Source organism: Methylibium petroleiphilum PM1 (assembly GCF_000015725.1).
Lineage (GTDB): Bacteria > Pseudomonadota > Gammaproteobacteria > Burkholderiales > Burkholderiaceae_C > Methylibium > Methylibium petroleiphilum.
Genome location: NC_008825.1, coordinates 1,354,994 through 1,374,072, shown reverse-complemented (window position 1 = coordinate 1,374,072; position 19,079 = coordinate 1,354,994). Strand labels below are relative to the sequence as shown.

Annotated in this window: 20 protein-coding genes; 6 read left to right on the top strand and 14 right to left on the bottom strand. The window is 66.4% G+C overall.

What is annotated here, in order from left to right; genetic code table 11:
• Positions 1-15 precede the first annotated feature (15 nt).
• The 4 genes from pstB to pstS form a co-directional block, all read right to left on the bottom strand.
• On the bottom strand, positions 16-801 hold the full coding sequence (gene pstB, locus MPE_RS06410) for a phosphate ABC transporter ATP-binding protein PstB (RefSeq protein WP_011828874.1): 786 nt from the start codon (positions 799-801) through the stop codon (positions 16-18).
• A 12-nt stretch (positions 802-813) separates the two neighbouring features.
• Positions 814-1,698 carry a phosphate ABC transporter permease PstA gene (gene pstA, locus MPE_RS06405; RefSeq protein WP_011828873.1) on the bottom strand — a complete coding sequence of 295 codons (885 nt, stop codon included), beginning with the start codon at positions 1,696-1,698 and terminating at the stop codon, positions 814-816.
• Positions 1,695-2,672, bottom strand: coding sequence for a phosphate ABC transporter permease PstC (gene pstC, locus MPE_RS06400; RefSeq protein WP_049820778.1), 978 nt, complete (start codon positions 2,670-2,672; stop codon positions 1,695-1,697). The genes pstA and pstC overlap by 4 nt, the downstream gene beginning before the upstream one ends.
• Positions 2,673-2,801: 129 nt before the next feature.
• Positions 2,802-3,842, bottom strand: a complete 1,041-nt coding sequence (pstS, locus tag MPE_RS06395) for a phosphate ABC transporter substrate-binding protein PstS (RefSeq protein ID WP_011828871.1) — start codon at positions 3,840-3,842, stop codon at positions 2,802-2,804.
• A 219-nt stretch (positions 3,843-4,061) separates the two neighbouring features.
• On the opposite strand from pstS, the gene MPE_RS06390 reads away from it, so the two are divergent.
• On the top strand, positions 4,062-4,547 hold the full coding sequence (locus MPE_RS06390; protein ID WP_011828870.1) for a fasciclin domain-containing protein: 486 nt from the start codon (positions 4,062-4,064) through the stop codon (positions 4,545-4,547).
• A 43-nt stretch (positions 4,548-4,590) separates the two neighbouring features.
• Here MPE_RS06390 and glmM read toward each other — a convergent pair whose 3' ends face one another.
• From glmM to MPE_RS06370, 4 genes are all read right to left on the bottom strand, one after another.
• Complete coding sequence (glmM, locus tag MPE_RS06385) at positions 4,591-5,964, bottom strand: phosphoglucosamine mutase (protein WP_011828869.1); 1,374 nt, start codon at positions 5,962-5,964, stop codon at positions 4,591-4,593.
• 43 nt (positions 5,965-6,007) lie between these two features.
• On the bottom strand, positions 6,008-6,844 hold the full coding sequence (gene folP, locus MPE_RS06380) for a dihydropteroate synthase (RefSeq protein ID WP_011828868.1): 837 nt from the start codon (positions 6,842-6,844) through the stop codon (positions 6,008-6,010).
• A gap of 82 nt (positions 6,845-6,926) precedes the next feature.
• Positions 6,927-8,849, bottom strand: a complete 1,923-nt coding sequence (gene ftsH / locus MPE_RS06375; RefSeq protein ID WP_011828867.1) for an ATP-dependent zinc metalloprotease FtsH — start codon at positions 8,847-8,849, stop codon at positions 6,927-6,929.
• Positions 8,850-9,026: 177 nt separating this feature from the next.
• Complete coding sequence (locus MPE_RS06370) at positions 9,027-9,701, bottom strand: RlmE family RNA methyltransferase (RefSeq protein WP_011828866.1); 675 nt, start codon at positions 9,699-9,701, stop codon at positions 9,027-9,029.
• A gap of 20 nt (positions 9,702-9,721) precedes the next feature.
• On the opposite strand from MPE_RS06370, the gene MPE_RS06365 reads away from it, so the two are divergent.
• Positions 9,722-10,192: a YhbY family RNA-binding protein gene (locus tag MPE_RS06365; RefSeq protein WP_011828865.1), complete on the top strand. Its 471-nt coding sequence runs from the start codon at positions 9,722-9,724 to the stop codon at positions 10,190-10,192.
• 1 nt (position 10,193) lies between these two features.
• On the opposite strand, the gene MPE_RS06360 is transcribed toward MPE_RS06365, so the two are convergent.
• The 5 genes from MPE_RS06360 to carA all read right to left on the bottom strand — a co-directional run bounded on the left by MPE_RS06360 (position 10,194) and on the right by carA (position 16,375).
• Complete coding sequence (locus MPE_RS06360) at positions 10,194-10,871, bottom strand: DUF502 domain-containing protein (RefSeq protein WP_011828864.1); 678 nt, start codon at positions 10,869-10,871, stop codon at positions 10,194-10,196.
• Positions 10,872-10,938: 67 nt separating this feature from the next.
• A complete protein-coding gene (locus MPE_RS06355; protein WP_011828863.1) occupies positions 10,939-11,397 on the bottom strand; it encodes a DUF4149 domain-containing protein in 459 nt (152 codons plus the stop codon).
• Positions 11,394-11,870: a transcription elongation factor GreA gene (gene greA, locus MPE_RS06350; protein WP_041929571.1), complete on the bottom strand. Its 477-nt coding sequence runs from the start codon at positions 11,868-11,870 to the stop codon at positions 11,394-11,396. The genes MPE_RS06355 and greA overlap by 4 nt, the downstream gene beginning before the upstream one ends.
• Before the next feature lie 79 nt (positions 11,871-11,949).
• Complete coding sequence (carB, locus tag MPE_RS06345) at positions 11,950-15,222, bottom strand: carbamoyl-phosphate synthase large subunit (protein WP_011828861.1); 3,273 nt, start codon at positions 15,220-15,222, stop codon at positions 11,950-11,952.
• Between the two features lies 1 nt (position 15,223).
• Positions 15,224-16,375 (bottom strand): glutamine-hydrolyzing carbamoyl-phosphate synthase small subunit, encoded by a 1,152-nt coding sequence (carA, locus tag MPE_RS06340; protein WP_011828860.1) that lies wholly within the window; start codon positions 16,373-16,375, stop codon positions 15,224-15,226.
• Positions 16,376-16,627: 252 nt separating this feature from the next.
• On the opposite strand from carA, the gene bfr reads away from it, so the two are divergent.
• From bfr to hemP, 3 genes are all read left to right on the top strand, one after another.
• Complete coding sequence (gene bfr, locus MPE_RS06335; protein WP_011828859.1) at positions 16,628-17,107, top strand: bacterioferritin; 480 nt, start codon at positions 16,628-16,630, stop codon at positions 17,105-17,107.
• A 100-nt stretch (positions 17,108-17,207) separates the two neighbouring features.
• Positions 17,208-17,429, top strand: coding sequence for a (2Fe-2S)-binding protein (locus tag MPE_RS22690; protein WP_011828858.1), 222 nt, complete (start codon positions 17,208-17,210; stop codon positions 17,427-17,429).
• An 81-nt stretch (positions 17,430-17,510) separates the two neighbouring features.
• Positions 17,511-17,723, top strand: coding sequence for a hemin uptake protein HemP (gene hemP / locus MPE_RS06325; protein WP_049820777.1), 213 nt, complete (start codon positions 17,511-17,513; stop codon positions 17,721-17,723).
• A gap of 43 nt (positions 17,724-17,766) precedes the next feature.
• On the opposite strand, the gene MPE_RS06320 is transcribed toward hemP, so the two are convergent.
• Positions 17,767-18,171 carry a GlcG/HbpS family heme-binding protein gene (locus tag MPE_RS06320; RefSeq protein WP_011828857.1) on the bottom strand — a complete coding sequence of 135 codons (405 nt, stop codon included), beginning with the start codon at positions 18,169-18,171 and terminating at the stop codon, positions 17,767-17,769.
• 185 nt (positions 18,172-18,356) lie between these two features.
• On the opposite strand from MPE_RS06320, the gene MPE_RS06315 reads away from it, so the two are divergent.
• Positions 18,357-19,052, top strand: a complete 696-nt coding sequence (locus MPE_RS06315; RefSeq protein ID WP_011828856.1) for a Bax inhibitor-1/YccA family protein — start codon at positions 18,357-18,359, stop codon at positions 19,050-19,052.
• Positions 19,053-19,079: the final 27 nt, after the last annotated feature.

Below are 19,079 nucleotides of genomic sequence, written 5' to 3'. Positions count from 1 at the left end.
TTCGTTCCCCCTGGCTCAGCCGAAGCGGCCGGTGATGTAGTCCTCGGTGTCCTTCTTCTTCGGCTTCATGAAGAGCTCCGAAGTCGGGCCGAACTCGATCAGGTCGCCCAGGTACATGTAGGCGGTGTAGTCCGAACAGCGTGCAGCCTGCTGCATGTTGTGCGTGACGATCACCACGGTGTAATCCGACTTCAGTTCGTGGATCAGTTCCTCGATCTTGCCGGTGGAGATCGGGTCCAGTGCCGAACAGGGCTCGTCGAGCAGCAGCACCTCGGGCTTGATCGCGATGCCGCGCGCGATGCACAGGCGCTGCTGCTGGCCGCCCGACAGGCCGGAGCCGCTCTGGCCGAGCTTGTCCTTGACCTCGTTCCACAGCGCCGCCTTCTTCAAGGCCCACTCGACGCGCTCGTCCATCTCCACGCGCGGCAGGGTCTCGAACAGCTTCACGCCGAAGGCGATGTTGTCGTAGATCGACATCGGGAACGGCGTGGGCTTCTGGAACACCATGCCGATCTTGGCGCGGATCAGCGAGACATCGTCCTTCGAGGTCAGGATGTTGTCGCCGTCGAGCAGGATCTGGCCTTCGGCGCGCTGCTCCGGATAGAGCTCGAACATGCGGTTGAAGGTGCGCAGCAGCGTCGACTTGCCGCAGCCCGACGGCCCGATGAAGGCCGTGACCTTGTTCTCGGGAATGTCGAGGTGGATGTTCTTCAGCGCATGGAAGTGGCCGTAGTAGAAGTTCAGGTTGCGCACCGCGAGCTTGGGCTTCTCGGTCACGGGCAGTTCGACTTTGACGTCCATGTCGAAATTCCTTCAGTGTTTGTTGCGGAACAGCACGCGGGCCAGGATGTTGAGCACCAGCACGCCGATCGTGATCAGGAAGACCCCGGCCCACGCCAGCTTCTGCCAGTTCTCGTACGGGCTCAGCGCGAACTTGAAGATCGTGACCGGCAGGCTGGCCATCGGCTGGTTCAGGTCGGTGGTCCAGAACTGATTGGACAGCGCGGTGAACAGCAGCGGCGCGGTTTCGCCGGCGATGCGGGCAATGGCGAGCAGCACGCCCGTCATCACGCCAGCGCGAGCCGATTTCAACGTCACGGTCATGATGACCTTCCACTTCGGCGTGCCCAGCGCATACGCTGCCTCGCGCAGCGAGTTCGGGATGAGGCTCAGCATGTTCTCGGTGGTGCGGATCACCACCGGGATCACGATCAGCGCGAGCGCCATGACGCCGGCCAGGCCCGAAAAGGTCTTCATCTGCGCCACGACGACGGCGTAGATGAACAGGCCGATCACGATCGAGGGCGCCGACAGCAGGATGTCATTGATAAAGCGCGTGACGCTGCCCAGCCAGGTCTTCTGGCCGTACTCGGCCAGGTAGACCCCGGCCAGCACGCCGACCGGCGTGCCGACCGCCGTGGCCAAGGACACCATCAGCAAAGAACCGAAGATCGCGTTGGCCAGGCCGCCGGACTCGGCCTGCGGCGGCGGCGTCATCTCCGTGAACAGCGACAGCGCAAGACCGCCGACGCCCAGACGCACCGTCTCGATCAGGATCCAGATCAGCCAGAACACGCCGAAGGACATGGCGGCCAGCGACAGCACCAGCGCGATCGCGTTGATGCGCTTGCGGCTGGCGTGCTTGTTCAGCCGCGAGGCCTGCAGCGCGGCAGCGGAAGGACTTGCAATGCTGCTCATGAGCGGCTCCCTTCACCCTTCTTGAGCTGCGCCAGCAGCAGCTTCGAACAGGCCAGCACCACGAAGGTGATGAAGAACAGGACCAGGCCCAGGTAGATCAGCGACGCCTGGTGCAGGCCCTCGCCGGCCTCGGCGAACTCGTTGGCCAGGGCCGAGGTGATGCTGTTCGCCGCCTCAAACAGCGACAACGAATTGAGCTGGTTGAAGTTGCCGATGACGAAGGTGACCGCCATCGTCTCGCCCAGCGCACGGCCCAGCCCCAGCATGATCCCGCCGATGACGCCGGTCTTGGTGTACGGCAGCACGACCTTCGACACCACCTCCCAGGTGGTGGAGCCGAGACCGTAGGCCGACTCCTTGAGCATCGGCGGCGTGACCTCGAACACGTCGCGCATCACCGAGGCGATGAAGGGAATGATCATGATCGCCAGGATGATCCCGGCCGACAGGATGCCGATGCCCACCGGCGGGCCGCTGAACAGCGTGCCCAGCACCGGCACGCCATCGAAGGCGCCCTGCAGCGGCTGCTGCACGTAGGTGGACAGGATGGGGGCGAACACCAGCAGGCCCCACATGCCGTAGACGATCGACGGCACGGCGGCCAGCAGTTCGATCGCCACGCCCAGCGGCCGCTTCAGCCAGCCGGGCGAGAGTTCGGTCAGGAACAGCGCGATGCCGAAGCTCACCGGCACGCCGATCAGCAACGCGATGAACGAGGTCATCACGGTGCCGTAGATCATCACCAGCCCGCCATACTGGTTCTGGACGGGATCCCATTCGCTGCGCCACAGGAAACTCAGGCCGTATTCCTGGATGGCCGGTCCGGCGCCGATGATCAGCGACACGATGATGCCGACCAGCAGGCCGAGGGTCAGGATGGCGGCCGCGTGCGCGAGCACCGAGAACACGGTGTCGGCCCAGGGCGCCGCCTTGCGCACGACCGGCGGCCGATCCTGCGGGTCGGATCGTTCCATCTTGTCTTGATCGGGGTACGGGGTTGCAGGCAGTGTAGCGGCCACGTCGCCTCCTCCTTCGTTGCAGCAACAGGGAGGCGCATGCGCGCCTCCCCTCGAACCGACCCCTCCCAGGGTCGGCGTGGCAGGTCACTTGTAGGCGACGGCCTTGCCGGAGGCGTCCTTGATGTTGTCCGCCCACAGCTTGCGGATCATCGTCTTGACGGTGTCGGGCATCGGAACGTAGTCGAGGTCGGCCGCCATCTTGTCGCCGCTGCTGTAGGCCCACTCGAAGAACTTCAGCGCGTTGGAGGCACTCTCGGGCTTGTCCTGAGACTTGTGCATCAGGATGAAGGTCGCGCCGGTGATCGGCCAGGCTTCCTTGCCCGGCTGCTCGGTCAGGACCTGGTAGAAGCTCTTCGCCCATTCCGCGCCGGCGGCGGCGGCCTTGAAGTTGTCTTCGTCCGGACCGACGAACTGGCCGTCCCTGTTCTTCAGCATCACGTGCGACATCTTGTTCTGCTTGGCGTACGCGTACTCGACATAGCCGATCGAGTTCGGCAGACGCTGCACGAAAGCCGACACGCCCTCGTTGCCCTTGCCGCCAGCGCCGGTCGGCCAGTTGACCGCGGTGCCTTCACCGACCTTGGTCTTCCATTCCGCGTTGACCTTGGACAGGTAGTTCGTGAACAGGAAGGTGGTGCCCGAACCGTCGGCGCGGCGCACCGCGGCGATCGAGGCATCGGGCAGCGTCACGCCGGCGTTGAGCGCGGCGATCGCGGGGTCGTTCCACTTGGTGATCTTCCCCAGATAGATGTCACCCAGCACCTGGCCGGTCAGCTTCATCTGGCCTGGGGCGATGCCCTTGATGTTGACGACCGGGACCACGCCGCCGATCACGGTCGGGAACTGCACCATGCCGTCCTTGGCCAGCTCTTCGTCCTTCAGCGGCGCATCGGACGCACCGAAATCGACCGTCTTGGCCTTGATCTGCTTGATCCCGCCGCCCGAACCGATCGACTGGTAGTTGAGGCGCGCGCCGGTGGCCTTGTTGTACGCATCGGCCCACTTCGAATAGACCGGGGCCGGGAAGGAGGCGCCGGCGCCGGTGATGTCCTGCGCCGAGGCAGTGCCGGCCACGGCGATCAGCGCGACCGCCGCGAGGGTGGAGCGGAGGAGAGAAACGTTCATGAGCAGCCCTTTCGAAGCTTGGTGGATCGATGGGCCGCACTCTAGGTGGGCTTTGTGACAGAGCCATGACGCGCCGCCGACAGTGGCGGGCCTGGACTTTTTCGTGACAGCGCCCTCGCCGATTCGTCACCGGAGTGTCACGATCGACTTCTATGCTCCGCGGCGATCGGCTTGGTGGGCTTGAGCCTCCGCCGCCCCTTCACAGAAACAGGAGCTTCCATGAACAAACGCACCCTGCTGCTTGCTACCTCGGCCGCCTGGCTGGCCCTGGCCGGCTGCGCTTCGACCCCAGCGCCGAAGACGATCGCCGGCACCGCCGCCGCAACGCCGTCGCTGTCGACCCTGAACAAGCTGATCGCCGAGGCGGGCCTCGCCGAGACACTGAACGGCACCGGCCCCTACACCGTGTTCGCACCGACCGACGACGCCTTCAAGGCCGTGCCGGCCAAGACCCTGGATGCCCTGAGCAAGGACAAGGAACAGCTCAAGGCGGTGCTGCTGTTCCACGTGGCCCCGGGCAAGGTGCTGGCGGCCGACGTGCAACCGGGCAACCTGAAGACCGCGCAAGGCGCCAACCTGGCGGTAGCAAAGGCCGGAACCTTCGTGACGGTCGATGAAGCGCTGGTGACCCAGAGCGACGTGCTCGCCAGCAACGGCGTGGTGCATGTGATCGACAAGGTGCTGATCCCGCCGGTCAAGAAGTGACGTGGGCGGCGTGCCCGAGCCAAGGCGGCCCGCGCACGTCGGATCAAGCTCGGCGCACCGCGTCGGCCATGCGCTGGGCGCAGCGTTGCGCCAGGGCTGCGTCGCTGGCCTCGACCATCACGCGCAGCAGCGGCTCGGTGCCGGACGGCCGGATCAGGATGCGGCCGCGCTCGCCCAGTTCGGCCAGCGACTCGCGCTGCGCCTCGGCGAGCGCGGCGCTGGCCTTCCAGTCCTGACCCGGCTGCAGCCGGACGTTGAGCAGCACCTGCGGAAACAGCGTCAACCCCTCCAGCAGTTGCGCCAGGGTGCGCCCGCTGCGCACCACCGCCTGCAGCACCTGCAATGCGCTGACGAGCCCGTCGCCGGTGGTGTGCTTGTCCAGCGCGATCAGATGACCCGAGCCCTCGCCGCCGAGCTGCCAGCCGCGCGCCAGCAATTCCTCGAGCACGTAGCGGTCCCCGACCTTGGCGCGCACGAATGCGACGCCACGCGCCGCGAGGGCCTGCTCCACCGCGAGATTGGTCATCAGCGTCCCGACCACGCCGGGCACGCCGACGCGCGACGGCGCAGCGTCTTCCGACGGCTCGGCCGCGAGTCGGTCGAGCGTCATCAGGTACAGCAGTTCGTCGCCGTTGTAGAGACGGCCCGTGGCATCGACCAGTTGCAGTCGGTCGGCATCGCCATCGAGCGCGATGCCGTAGTCGGCCTGATGGGCCTGCACGGCGCTCACCAGCGCCTCGGGATGGGTGGCCCCGAAGCCGTCGTTGATGTTGAGCCCGTTCGGGTTGCAACCGATGGAGATCACCTCGGCACCGAGTTCGTGGAACACCGCGGGCGCCACCTGGTAGGCCGCGCCGTGGGCGCCGTCCACCACGAGCTTCAGGCCCTTCAAGCTCAGTTCACCGGCCACCGTGCTCTTGCAGAACTCGATGTAGCGGCCCTGTGCATCGTCGAGCCGGCGTGCCTTGCCCAGACCGCTGGAGTCGACCCACTGTGCCGCCTCCTCGACGGTCGCCTCGACCTGCTGCTCCCAGCTGTCGGGCAGCTTTTCGCCCTTGGCAGAGAAGAACTTGATGCCGTTGTCGCCATAGGGGTTGTGCGAGGCGCTGATGACGACGCCCAGGCTGAGTCGCAGCGCCCGCGTGAGGTAGGCGACGCCGGGCGTGGGCAGCGGGCCGGTCAGCAGCACGTCCACGCCCGCCGAGGCGAAGCCCGCCTCCAGGGCCGACTCCAGCATGTAGCCCGAGATGCGCGTGTCCTTGCCGATCAGCACCGTGGGCCGCGACGCCGGGGAGGTCTGTTGCGATTTCAGCACCCGACCGACCGCATGACCGAGGCGCAACACGAAGTCGGGCGTGATCGGCGCTTGGCCGACGGCGCCACGGATGCCGTCGGTGCCGAAATAGGTTCTGCTCATGGGGTGCCATTGTGCCGGGCGCCCGGCGAGGCGAATCCTGCGCTCACGGGCAAAGACCGGCAGCCCGCCACACTTTCAACGCATCGACGGTGGCGGCCACGTCGTGCACGCGCACGATGCGCGCCCCGCGCTGCACCGAGGCGAGCGCCGCCGCGACGCTGGGCACCAGGCGGTCGCCGATCTCGCGGCCGGTCAGCCGGCCCAGCACGCCCTTGCGCGACCAGCCCGCCAGCAGCGGCAGCCCCAGGCCCAGCAGCTCTTGCTGACGGACCAGCAGCGCCACGTTGTGCTCGGTGCGCTTGCCGAAGCCGATGCCCGGGTCGAGCGTGATCCGGGCGTCGTCGACGCCCCGCGCTCGCAGCGCTTCGACGCGCGCCCGCAGGAAGGAGCGCACCTCGGTCACCACGTCGTCGTACTGCGGATCGCCGTCCTGCATGGTCTTCGGCTGGTCGCCGCGCATGTGCATCAGGCAGACACCGCAGTTCGCGTGCGCCGCCACCACGTCCAGCGCCCCGGGTTCGCGCAGCGCCTTGATGTCGTTGACGATGTCCACACCGAGGTCGAGCGCGGCGCGCATCACCTCGGGCTTGTAGCTGTCTAGCGACACAGGCACGCCGAGCGCCATCGCGCCGCGCAGCACCGGCAGCACGCGTGCCAGTTCGTCCTGCAGCGGCACCGGCTCCGCGCCCGGGCGGGTCGATTCGCCACCAATGTCGAGGATGTCGGCGCCGTCCTTCAGCAACTGCTCGCAGTGGGCCAGCGCCCCGGCGGCGCCCCCATGCAGCCCGCCATCGGAGAAGGAGTCCGGCGTGACATTGACGATGCCCATGACGCGCGGGGCGACGAGATCGATGCGGAATCGCGTGGTCTGCCAGAACATCGTGGGGTCAGTGGGGAAAAGAGATCCGCTCAAAGCAAACGGGGCCGAAGCCCCGTTGCGCGATCGACAAACGAGCGGAACGTCAGACCGCGGCCGGAGCACCGTCGGTGCTGACGGCCGGCGTGCCGCCGTTACCGCTGCCGCCGTTCACGCCGGCCGCGCTACTGGGCGTCCAGTCCTTCGGCGGCCGCGGCGGCTTGCCGCCCATGATGTCGTCGATCTGCTCTGCGTCGATGGTTTCCCATTCCAGCAGCGCCTTCGCCATCGCGTGCATCTTGTCCTGGTTGTCCTCGATGAGCTTGCGGGCGGTGGTGTACTGCTCGTCGATGATGCGGCGGATCACCGAGTCGACCTTGCGCATCGTCTCTTCGGACATGTTGGTCGTCTTCGTGACCGAGCGACCGAGGAAGACCTCGCCTTCGTTCTCGGAGTAGACCATCGGGCCCAGTTCGTCGGTCATGCCGTAGCGCATCACCATGTCGCGGGCGATCTGGGTCGCGCGCTCGAAGTCGTTGCTGGCGCCGGTGGTCATCTGGTTCATGAACACCTCTTCGGCGATGCGGCCGCCGAACAGCACCGAGATCGTGCTCAGCATGCGCTCCTTGTCCATGCTGTAGCGGTCGGTCTCCGGCAACTGCATGGTCACGCCCAGCGCGCGACCACGCGGAATCACGGTGACCTTGTGCACCGGGTCGGTCTTGGGCATCAGACGCGCCACCAGTGCGTGGCCAGCCTCGTGGTAGGCGGTGTTGCGGCGCTCCTCCTCGGGCATGACCATGGACTTGCGCTCGGGGCCCATCATGATCTTGTCCTTGGCCTTCTCGAAGTCGGCCATCTCGACGACGCGGGCGCTGCGCCGCGCGGCGAACAGCGCCGCTTCGTTGACCAGGTTAGCCAGGTCGGCGCCCGAGAAGCCCGGCGTGCCGCGCGCCAGGATGTCAGCGCGGATGTCCTGGCCGATCGGCACCTTGCGCATGTGCACGTTCAGGATCTGCTCGCGGCCCCGCACGTCGGGCAGCGTCACGTAGACCTGGCGGTCGAAACGGCCCGGACGCAGCAGAGCCGGATCCAGGATGTCGGGCCGGTTGGTGGCCGCCATCACGATGACGCCGAGGTTGGTCTCGAAGCCGTCCATCTCGACCAACATCTGATTCAGCGTTTGCTCGCGTTCGTCGTTGCCGCCGCCCAGGCCAGCGCCGCGGTGGCGCCCGACCGCGTCGATTTCATCGACGAAGATGATGCAGGGCGCGCTCTTCTTGGCCTGCTCGAACATGTCGCGCACACGCGCCGCGCCGACACCGACGAACATCTCGACGAAGTCGGAACCCGAGATCGAGAAGAACGGCACCTTCGCCTCGCCGGCGATCGCCTTGGCGAGCAGGGTCTTGCCGGTGCCTGGCGGGCCGACCAGCAACACGCCGCGCGGGATGCGCCCACCGAGCTTCTGGAACTTCTGCGGGTCCTTCAGGAAGTCGACCAACTCCTTGACTTCCTCTTTCGCTTCGTCACAGCCGGCAACGTCGGCAAACGTGGTGGAGTTGTTGGCTTCGTCCAGCATCCTCGCCTTGGACTTGCCGAAACTGAAGGCGCCGCCCTTGCCGCCGCCCTGCATCTGTCGCATGAAATAGATCCACACGCCGATCAGCAGCAACATCGGGCCCCAGCTGAGCAGGATGCTCATCAGGATCGACGGCTCCTCCCGCGGCTTGACGTCGAACTTGACGCCGTTGTTGATCAGGTCTCCGACCAGCCCCCGATCAAGGTAAGTGGCGGTGGTGCGCAGCGTCTTGCCATCGGTGGTGGCCGCCCGGATCTCCGTCGCACCGTTGCCGCTCTCCTGCAGGGTAACGGTCGAGATGCGCTTGCTGCGCACCTCTTCGAGGAAGTCGGAATAGCCGATCTGCCCGCCCGCGGCCGCCGTGCGGTCGAACTGCTTGAACACGGTGAACAGCACCAGGGCGATCACCAGCCAGACAGCGACCTTCGAGAACCATTGATTGTTCACCGCGGCTCCTTCACCGAATCCTGCCCGAAATGGGCGTCACTCACTTGCTGCACGGGATATGTCTCACTCTCGCGGGATATGGGGCCGAGTTTAGTCCAGTCAACCCCGGGACGCCGATCGGCTTTGTCATCGGCTGCGATAGGTCAAGGCCTGGATTCGCGGGAATTTCCGCCGGTTTCACCTCGATTTGAGACCGATGCCGACCAGAAAGGTTTCCGACGACTTGTCACGAGATGCCTTGGGCTTGATCGGTTTCACGACCCGGAAACGCTTCTTGAACAGCTCGACCAGCTGGCTGTGGCCGCTGCCGTGGAACACCTTGCAGACCAGCGCGCCGTGCGGATGGAGGTGGGTTTCGGCGAATTCGACCGCCAGCTCCACCAGCAGCGCGATGCGCGCGGAATCTGAGGAGGCGATGCCAGAGAGGTTCGGCGCCATGTCCGACACGACCACGTCGACGCCGCGCCCGCCGATCGCGGCGCTCAATTCCGCAAGCACCGCCTCATCGTGGAAATCGCCCTGGATGAACTGCACGCCCTCGATCGGCTCGAAATCCAGGAGGTCGAGTGCAATGATGCGGCCGTTCAGTGCACCGGCCGCGGCGCCGCCGGTGCCGGCCTCTTTGGGTGCGAACCTGCGGCGCAGGTACTGGCTCCAGGCGCCGGGTGCCGCGCCGAGGTCGACGACGACCTGGCCCGGCTTGATCAGCCCCAGCGCCTCATCGATCTCCTTGAGCTTGTAGGCGGCACGGGCCCGGTAGCCCTCCTTCTGGGCCAGCTTGACGTAGGGATCGTTGATGTGATCGTTGAGCCACGCCTTGTTGACCTTCTTGCTCTTGGTTTTGACTTTCATGTCGCGTCGATAATACGGGGATGCCTGCCATTCAACTCACGCCTGCCGAGCGCAAGGCCCACCGTGCCGATGCGCACCACCTCGATCCGGTCGTGATGATCGGCGGCGAGGGTCTGACTCCCGCCGTCACCAAGGAGGCAGACGCCGCGCTGAAGGCCCACGGCCTGATCAAGGTACGCGTGTTCTCCGACGAACGCGAGACCCGCGAAACGATCTTCGCCACGCTGTGCGAACAGCTCGGCGCGGCGCCCGTCCAGCACATCGGCAAGCTGCTGGTGCTGTGGCGCCCGGTCGAGCCGAAGGAAAAGACGCCGGACGAACACCGCCAGGCCGGCCCGCGGGTGGTGAAGATCCTGAAGTTCTCCAAGAGCGGCAACCACCGTGCCCAGGTGAAGAAGCTCACCGTGCTGGGCAACCAGCGCATCACCTCCGGCGGCATCGTCAAGCGGGCCAAGGAGCGGCTGCCAAGCAAGAAGAAACTGGGCGACTGAGTCATCGGCCGTCTGCCGGCGTCTGCGGCAGGTACTGGGCCGAGGTGACGCCCATGGAAACGTAGATGCTCGTCAGCGCGTCGATGCCGATCTCGGCCGGCGTGATCCACGCCTGCGGCACGTAGAGCAACCCGCCGCCGACCGGCACCGGGGCGGTCGGCACCAGCACTGCGTGGTAAGGCGCACCGCCCAGGTCGATGGTCTCGGCGGCCGACAGCAGGCCCAGCACCGCCACGCCGCCCGGTCCGCCGAAGTGGCACCAGACCGGCCGCATCGACTGAAGCCCGCCGCCGTCGGCCCCGCGCGGCGACAGCAGTTCGACGAAGCGCTGGGTGATGCCGTAAATGCTGCGCACGACCGGAATGCGCTGGATCAGCGCGTCGACGCTGCGTGCCAGCCAGCCGCGCAGGCGCGTCTGGACCACGACACCGAGCGCGAAGATCGCCGCCAGCACCAGGGCAACGCCGATCAGGTAGCCCAGCACCTCGGAGCTGCCGCCGCCCAGGCCCAGCGCCACCAGTCGCTGACCGATGAAGCTGCCCGGCCCGACATAGGCGAACAGCAGGCGCAGCACCCACACGATGACCAGAAGCGTGGCAGCCAATGGCAGCGCAGCCAGCAAGCCGGCGAGGAAGATGCTCGTCAGCGTCCGTTTCAGCGGCGGCGGCATGGACGTCATGAAGCGACTCTCCTCGGGGCGGTAAACAATCGGCCTCCGCACGCTGCGGAAGCACCGAACCGGGACGTCAGCCCCGTGCCGCCCGCCAGGCCAATGTAGCGACCAACAGGCTCTTCACGGCGTAGAGGGTCGTCGACACGCCGTGCAGCGCGCCGAACGACCAGCGCCCCTCCCCGGCGCGTGCGGCCTCCATCATCGGCTGCAGCGCGTAGTGGCCGAGCACGGTGCAGAACAGCACACCCAGCAGCAGCAGCAGTTCGGCGCTGACCGGCGAGCCCTGCCCGGCCTTCGCGCGGCGGCCGGCCCGCAGGCGCTCCAGCAACCCGAGCAGCACGCACAGCGCCAGGCTGAGCTGGGCCTCGAGCGCGAACAGCCGCGCCGCCACCCGCCCGGCCGACGGCCGGTCCAGCAAGCTGAACAGGCTGGGGGCGGCGATGAGGGCAATGGCCAGCAACACGCCGAACCACAGGCCGGGGATCAGGCGCCGCAGCCGTTCAGGCACGGCCACCAGGCTGGCGCCGCTCACAGGTAGCGGACCTCGACGATCTCGTAGCGGCGCGTGCCGCCGGGCGCCTGGAACTCCGCCACGTCGCCGGCTTCCTTGCCGATCATCGCGCGCGCGATCGGCGAGCTGACCGAGATCAGCCCCTGCTTCAGGTCGGCCTCGTCGTCACCGACGATCTGGTACGTGACGCTGTCGCCCGAGCTCTCCTCCTCCAGCTCGACCGTCGCGCCGAACACCACCCGCCCGCCAGCGTCCAGCATCGCAGGATCGATGATCTGTGCCGCCGCCATCTTGCTTTCGATCTCGAGGATGCGTCCCTCGATGAAGCCCTGCTTGTCCTTGGCGGCCTCGTACTCGGCGTTCTCCGACAGATCACCCTGCGCACGCGCCTCTGCGATCGCCTGGATCACGGCATGCCGCTCCACCGACTTCAGGCGGTGGAGCTCTTCCTTCAATTTCTCGGCGCCGCGTTTGGTCAGCGGGATGGTGGCCATGATCTCTTCTCGTCGAATCGGTGCGTGCAAAAAACTCAGCCGCCCCGGGGCTCCGGGGCGGCCGTGTGAAGCGCGCAGTTTAGTGGAGTTCCGCGTGCAGTTCCTGCAGGGAAAGCACGGTCAGATCGTCCTGATGCTTCAGTGCCTCGACCGCGGCCTCGCAGCCGGCCATGGTCGTGTAGTAACTGACGCGGTTGGCGATCGCCGCGGTGCGGATGTAGCGCGAATCCGCGATCGCGGTACGGGTCTCGTCGACGGTCGTGAATACCAGCTGGATCTCGCCGGCCTTGATCATGTCGGCGATGTGCGGCCGACCGTCCTTGACCTTGTTGACCACCTTCACCGGCACGCCGGCCGCCGAGATGGCCGCTGCCGTGCCCCTGGTGGCGACGACGTTGAAGCCGAGATCGACCAGATCGCCGGCGATCTTGACCGCGCGATCCTTGTCGGCGTTCTTCACCGTGATGACGACCGTGCCCCTGGACGGCAGGCGCGAGCCGGCGCCGAGCTGGCTCTTGAGCATGGCCTCGCCGAAGCTGCGGCCCGCCCCCATCACCTCGCCGGTCGAGCGCATCTCGGGGCCGAGGATGGGATCGACGCCGGGGAACTTGTTGAACGGGAACACCGCTTCCTTGACGCTGTAGTACGAGGGCACGATCTCGCGCGGCGCCTCGCCCCTCAGGGCCTTCTGCGCGGCCAGCTTCTGGCCGACCATGCAGCGCGCCGCGATCTTGGCCAGCGGCTGGCCGGTGGCCTTGGAGACGAAGGGTACGGTGCGCGACGCGCGCGGGTTGACCTCGAGCACGTAGACGACCGCCTCGTCGCCCTCGCCCTGGATCGCGAACTGCACGTTCATCAGGCCCACGACCTGCAGCGCCTTCGCCATCGCCGCGGTCTGGCGCCGCAGTTCATCCTGCAGCGCCGGGCTCAGCGCATACGGCGGCAGCGAGCACGCCGAGTCGCCGGAGTGCACGCCGGCCTGCTCGATGTGCTCCATGATCGCGCCGATCATCACGTCGTGGCCGTCGGAGATGCAGTCGACATCGACCTCCACCGCGTCATCGAGGAAGCGGTCGAGCAGCACCGGCGACTTCTCGGACACGCGGACCGCCTCGCGCATGTAGCGCTCGAGGTCCTTGTCGCCATGCACGATCTCCATCGCACGGCCGCCCAGCACGTAGCTCGGGCGCACCACCAGGGGGTAGCCGATCTCCTGCGCCAGCTGCAGCGCGGCCTCCTCGGTGCGCGCGGTGCGGTTCGGAGGCTGCTTCAGACCGAGCTTGTGCAGCAATTGCTGGAAGCGCTCGCGATCTTCCGCGATGTCGATGCTGTCCGGCGAGGTGCCGACGATCGGCACGCCGGCGCGCTCCAGGTCGAGCGCCAGCTTCAACGGCGTCTGGCCTCCGTACTGCACGATCACGCCGACCGGCTTTTCCTTGTCGACGATCTCCAGCACGTCTTCCAGCGTCACCGGCTCGAAGTAAAGCCGGTCCGAGGTGTCGTAGTCGGTCGACACGGTCTCGGGGTTGCAGTTGACCATGATGGTCTCGTAGCCGTCCTCGCGCATCGCCAGCGCGGCGTGCACGCAGCAGTAGTCGAACTCGATGCCCTGGCCGATGCGGTTCGGGCCGCCGCCGAGCACCATGATCTTCTTGCGGTCGGTCGGCTGCGCCTCGCACTCGTCGTCGTACGTCGAGTACATGTAGGCGGTCTGCGTGGCGAACTCGGCCGCACAGGTGTCGACGCGCTTGTAGACCGGCCGCACGCCCTGTGCGTGGCGCGCGGCGCGCACCTCATGCTGGTGGGTGCCGAGCAGCTTGGCCAGGCGCTTGTCGGAGAAGCCCTTGCGCTTGAGGAAGCGCAGCTCGTCCGTCGACAGGCTGGCCAGCGTGCGGCCCTTCAGCGCCAGCTCCGCCTGCACGAGCTGCTCGATCTGTGCCAGGAACCATGGGTCGATCGCGGTTTCCTCGAAGATCTCGTCGCGGCTCAGGCCGATGCGGAAGGCGTCGGCGACATAGAGGATGCGCTCCGGACCCGCCTCGCCGATCTCCTGGACGATCTCCTCGCGGTCGGTGCTGCGCTCGGACAGGCCGTCGATGCCGGTCTCGAGACCGCGCAGCGCCTTCTGGAAACTCTCCTGGAAGCTGCGGCCCATCGCCATCACCTCGCCCACCGACTTCATCTGCGTGGTCAGGCGGGAGTCGGCGGCCGGGAACTTCTCGAACGCGAAGCGCGGGATCTTGGTGACGACGTAGTCGATGCTGGGCTCGAAGCTCGCCGGCGTCGCGCCGCCGGTGATGTCGTTGCGCAGTTCGTCGAGCGTGTAGCCGACCGCCAGCTTGGCGGCCACCTTCGCGATCGGGAATCCGGTGGCCTTTGAAGCCAGGGCCGACGACCGCGACACGCGCGGATTCATCTCGATCACGACCATGCGGCCGTTGTCCGGGTTGATCGAGAACTGCACGTTGGAGCCGCCGGTGTCGACGCCGATCTCGCGCAGGATCGCGATGCTGGCGTTGCGCAGCAGCTGGTATTCCTTGTCGGTCAGCGTCTGGGCCGGCGCCACGGTGATCGAGTCGCCGGTGTGGATGCCCATCGGATCGAGGTTCTCGATCGAGCAGACGATGATGCAGTTGTCCGCCTTGTCGCGGACCACCTCCATCTCGTACTCCTTCCAGCCGATCAGGCTCTCTTCGATGAGCAGTTCCTTGGTCGGCGAGAGGTCGAGGCCGCGTTTGCAGATCTCCTCGAACTCCTCGGGGTTGTAGGCGATGCCGCCGCCGGTGCCGCCGAGCGTGAAGCTCGGGCGGATCACCATCGGGAAACCGGTGCCGCCGATGTCGCTCGTGATCCGACGCTGGACGGCCAGCGCCTCCTCCATCGAGTGCGCGATGCCGCTCTTGGCCGAATGCAGGCCGATGCCGGTCATCGCGTCCTTGAACTTCAGGCGGTCCTCGGCCTTCTCGATCGCGTGCTCGTTGGCGCCGATCATCTCGACGCCGTACTTGGACAACACACCGTGCTTGTGCAGGTCGAGGGCGCAGTTCAACGCGGTCTGGCCGCCCATCGTGGGCAGGATCGCCATCTTCTCGTCGGGATGCGTCTGGCGCTCCTTGGCGATGATCTTTTCGACCACCGACCACGTGATCGGCTCGATGTAGGTGGCATCGGCCATCTCCGGGTCGGTCATGATCGTCGCCGGATTGCTGTTGACGAGGATGACGCGATAGCCCTCCTCGCGCAGCGCCTTGCAGGCCTGAGCGCCGGAGTAGTCGAACTCGCAGGCCTGACCGATGATGATCGGGCCGGCGCCGATGATGAGGATGCTTTGAAGGTCGGTGCGCTTGGGCATGTCAGTTCTTTTCCATCAGCGCAATGAAGCGGTCGAACAGGTAGCCGATGTCGTGCGGCCCGGGAGACGCTTCCGGGTGGCCCTGGAAGCAGAAGGCGGGCTTGTCGGTGCGCGCCAGCCCCTGCAGCGTGCCGTCGAACAGGCTCACGTGCGTGGGGCGCAGGGTGGCCGGCAGGGACTTCTCGTCGACCGCGAAACCGTGGTTCTGGCTCGTGATGCTGACGCGGCCGTCGTCCAGGTCCTTTACCGGGTGGTTGGCGCCGTGGTGCCCGAACTTCATCTTGAAGGTCTTCGCCCCCGAAGCCAGCGCCATGATCTGGTGACCCAGACAGATGCCGAACACCGGCAGGCCGGTGTCGATCAGCGTGCGCGTTGCCTCGATCGCGTAGTCGCAGGGCTCGGGGTCGCCCGGGCCGTTGCTGAGGAAGATGCCGTCCGGCTTCAGCAGCAGCGCCTCCGCGGCCGGCGTCTTGGCCGGCACCACCGTGACCTGGCAGCCGCGGCTGGCCAGCATGCGCAGGATGTTGCGCTTGACGCCGAAGTCATAGGCGACGACGTGGAACTTCGGCGCCGCCTGGGTGCCGTAGCCGGTGCCCAGCGACCACTCGGTCTCGGTCCAACCGTAGGGCATCGCAGTGCTCACGACCTTGGCGAGATCCAGGCCTGCCATGCTCTGCGCACTGCGCGCCCGGGCCACCGCGTCGGCGACCAGCGCCTCGGTGAAGGTCTCCCCGCGCGGCAGCGCCACGATGCAGCCGTTCTGGGCCCCGCCGGTGCGCAGGATGCGGGTGAGCTTGCGGGTGTCGATGTCGGCGATCGCCACCGTTCCTTCGTCGCGCAGGTACTGCGACAGCGTGCGGGTCTTGCGGAAATTCGAGTCGAGGACTGGCAGGTCCTTGATGATCAGGCCGGCGGCATGGACTTTCGAGGCTTCGACATCCTCCTCGTTGACGCCGGTGTTGCCGATGTGCGGATACGTCAGCGTGACGATCTGCCGGCAGTAGCTCGGGTCGGTGAGGATTTCCTGGTAGCCGGTGAGCGCGGTGTTGAACACCACCTCGCCGACCGTGCGACCGGCCGCGCCGATCGAGGTACCTTGAAAGACCGTGCCGTCTGCGAGAGCAAGTAGAGCGAGGGGCAGATCTGGCAGCACGGGAACTCCGTCATTTGCGCGCGCCCAGCTCGGCTCTTCGGGCCTGAGTCCGGCGGGAAACAGCGGAAGTTTCGGTGGGCGGCAGGTGGGTGCGGGTAAACCTTTGAATTGTAGCTGGCTTCGCGCCCGCTCCGGGACTGCGAGTCAGTCGCATGCGCGTCAAGAGCGAATCGGCGGGGCCTTGGCAGGCGGATCGCTGGAAAGCCGCCTCTGCGCTTCGATAATGCAGCGAATCACACCACGGAGAGGGCCATGAAAGGCGACGCCAAAGTCATCGAATACCTGAACGCTCAGCTCAAGAACGAGCTGACCGCGATCAACCAGTACTTCATGCACTACCGCTTGATGAAGCACTGGGGTTTCGACAAGCTCGCGAAGAAGGAATACGAAGAGTCGATCGGCGAGATGAAGCACGCGGACCGCCTGATGGACCGCATCCTGATGCTCGACGGCCTGCCGAACCTGCAGGACCTGGGCAAGCTGCTGATCGGCGAGGATGTCGTCGAGGCGATGCGCAGCGACCTGCAACTGGAGCAGACCGCGCAACTCACGATCAAGGATGGCATCGCGCACTGCGAGACGGTGCGCGACTACGTCTCGCGCGACCTGCTGCAGGGCATCCTCGACGACACCGAGGAGCACATCGATTTCCTTGAGACGCAGCTCGGCCTGGTCGACCAGGTCGGTCCGCAGAACTACCTGCAGTCGCAGATGGGCGAGATCGGTTCCTGAGCGACGGCACGGTCAGCACAAGCCCCTGGGCCAACAGGGGCTTGTATTACGAATCATTCCTATTTATAGTGAAGGCACTCTGAACCCGGACTGCCGCACCATGATCGTCTGTGTCTGCCACCGCATCTCTCATCGCGAGATCGAGCGCCATGCAACGGCCTGCGACAGCTTCGATGAATTGCAGTTGAACACCGGTGTCGCCACCGGTTGCGGCCGCTGCGGTGACTGCGCCCGCTCAGTGTTCGACGAGGCCCGCCAGCAACCCGCTTGCGGCCTGGTGGGCCGCCTGCGCGTGGCTCAACCGGCTGCGGCACTCGCCTGAACATGTGGTGGCTGGCCAGCCTGTCCGTCGTTGTCCTGGGCGCCTGGTGGGCGCTGCGTTCACCACGTTGAGGGATGCCTGATGAACATCGCCAACCCGACTCTCGACCTGCCTTCCCTGCGTTCCGGCGGCCTTGGACCCGCGGTGCCCTGTACTGCGGCGACCGCCCCGCCCGCGCCCCAGGTTCATAGCGCGGCGCTGCTCCAGGGCCGCAATGTTGTGCACATCGAGCACAACGGAGCGCTCTACCAACTGCGCAGCACGCGGCTCGGCAAGCTCATCCTCACCAAGTGACCCCGCAGGGTCGGGAACGCCCCGTCCTCGTCTGGCCTGCCGGTCAGCCCAGCGCGGCGATCCCCGCCTTGGCCACCTGTGCGTCCTCGTTCGACTTCACGCCGCTGACGCCCACCGCGCCGACGCACTGACCCTGCAGCAGGATGGGAACGCCCCCCTCCAGCATGCCTGCGATGGTCGGTGCGCTCAGGAACGACGTGCGCCCCTGGTTGATGACCTCTTCGTACACCCGGCTTTCTCGCCGGCCCAGCGCGGCGGTATGGGCCTTCGCCGGCGCGATATGCGCCGAGACCGGCGCCGCGCCGTCCAGACGCTGCAGCCACAGCAGATGCCCCCCATCGTCGACGATCGCGATCGTCACCGGCCACTGGTGCGCCAGTGCCTCGGCTTCGGCTGCGGCCGCGATGCGCTTGACATCCTCGAGGGACAGCACGGACTTGGTCTGCATGGAATCCTCCGACTATGGGTTAACCCGACTCTAAGGCGACCCGGGCCCCGTGGCAAAGAGACTGCGGCCAATTCCTCATCAGCCCGCCATTGGAACCGGGGCAGCCTGCGCATCACTCGCACAACGGAACTAGAATCCGGACGTCAGCTCCAAGCAAGCCTATTCTTCCCTATGGAGGTTATCGAATGAACGACACCCTGCAAACCGCCTACCCCGGCTCGGCCGCCGTCGGCGGCGAGCGCAATCGCGTCCTGCGCAACACGTACTGGCTGCTGGCGCTGTCGCTGGTGCCGACCGTGCTGGGTGCCTGGGTGGGGGTCGCGACCGGCTTCAGCTTCTTCGCCGGCAGCCCCTTCATCGGCTTCCTGCTGTTCATGGGCATCGCGTTCGGCTTCTTCTTCGCGATCGAGAAGTTCAAGAACTCCGGCATCGGCGTCGCGCTGTTACTGGGCTTCACCTTCTTCATGGGCCTGATGCTGTCGCGCCTGATCGGTGGCGTGCTGGGCAACTACAGCAACGGCGCCACCCTGATCGGCATGGCCTTCGGCGGCACCGCGCTGGTGTTCTTCGGCATGGCCACGCTGGCGACCACCATCAAGCGAGACCTGTCCGGGCTGGGCAAGTGGTTGATGGTGGGTGTGATCGGCCTGATCGTGGCCAGCGTCGCCAACATCTGGCTGCAGATGCCGGCGCTGTTCCTGACGGTCTCGGTGCTCGCCATCGTGATCTTCTCGGCGTTCATGCTGTACGACATCAAGCGCGTGATCGATGGCGGCGAAACGAACTACGTGACCGCGACGCTGGCCATCTACCTTGACGTCTACAACGTGTTCCAGAGCCTGCTGAGCCTGCTGGGCATCTTCGGCGGCGAACGCGAGTAAGTCGCCTCGCCGGATCGACAAGGCCCC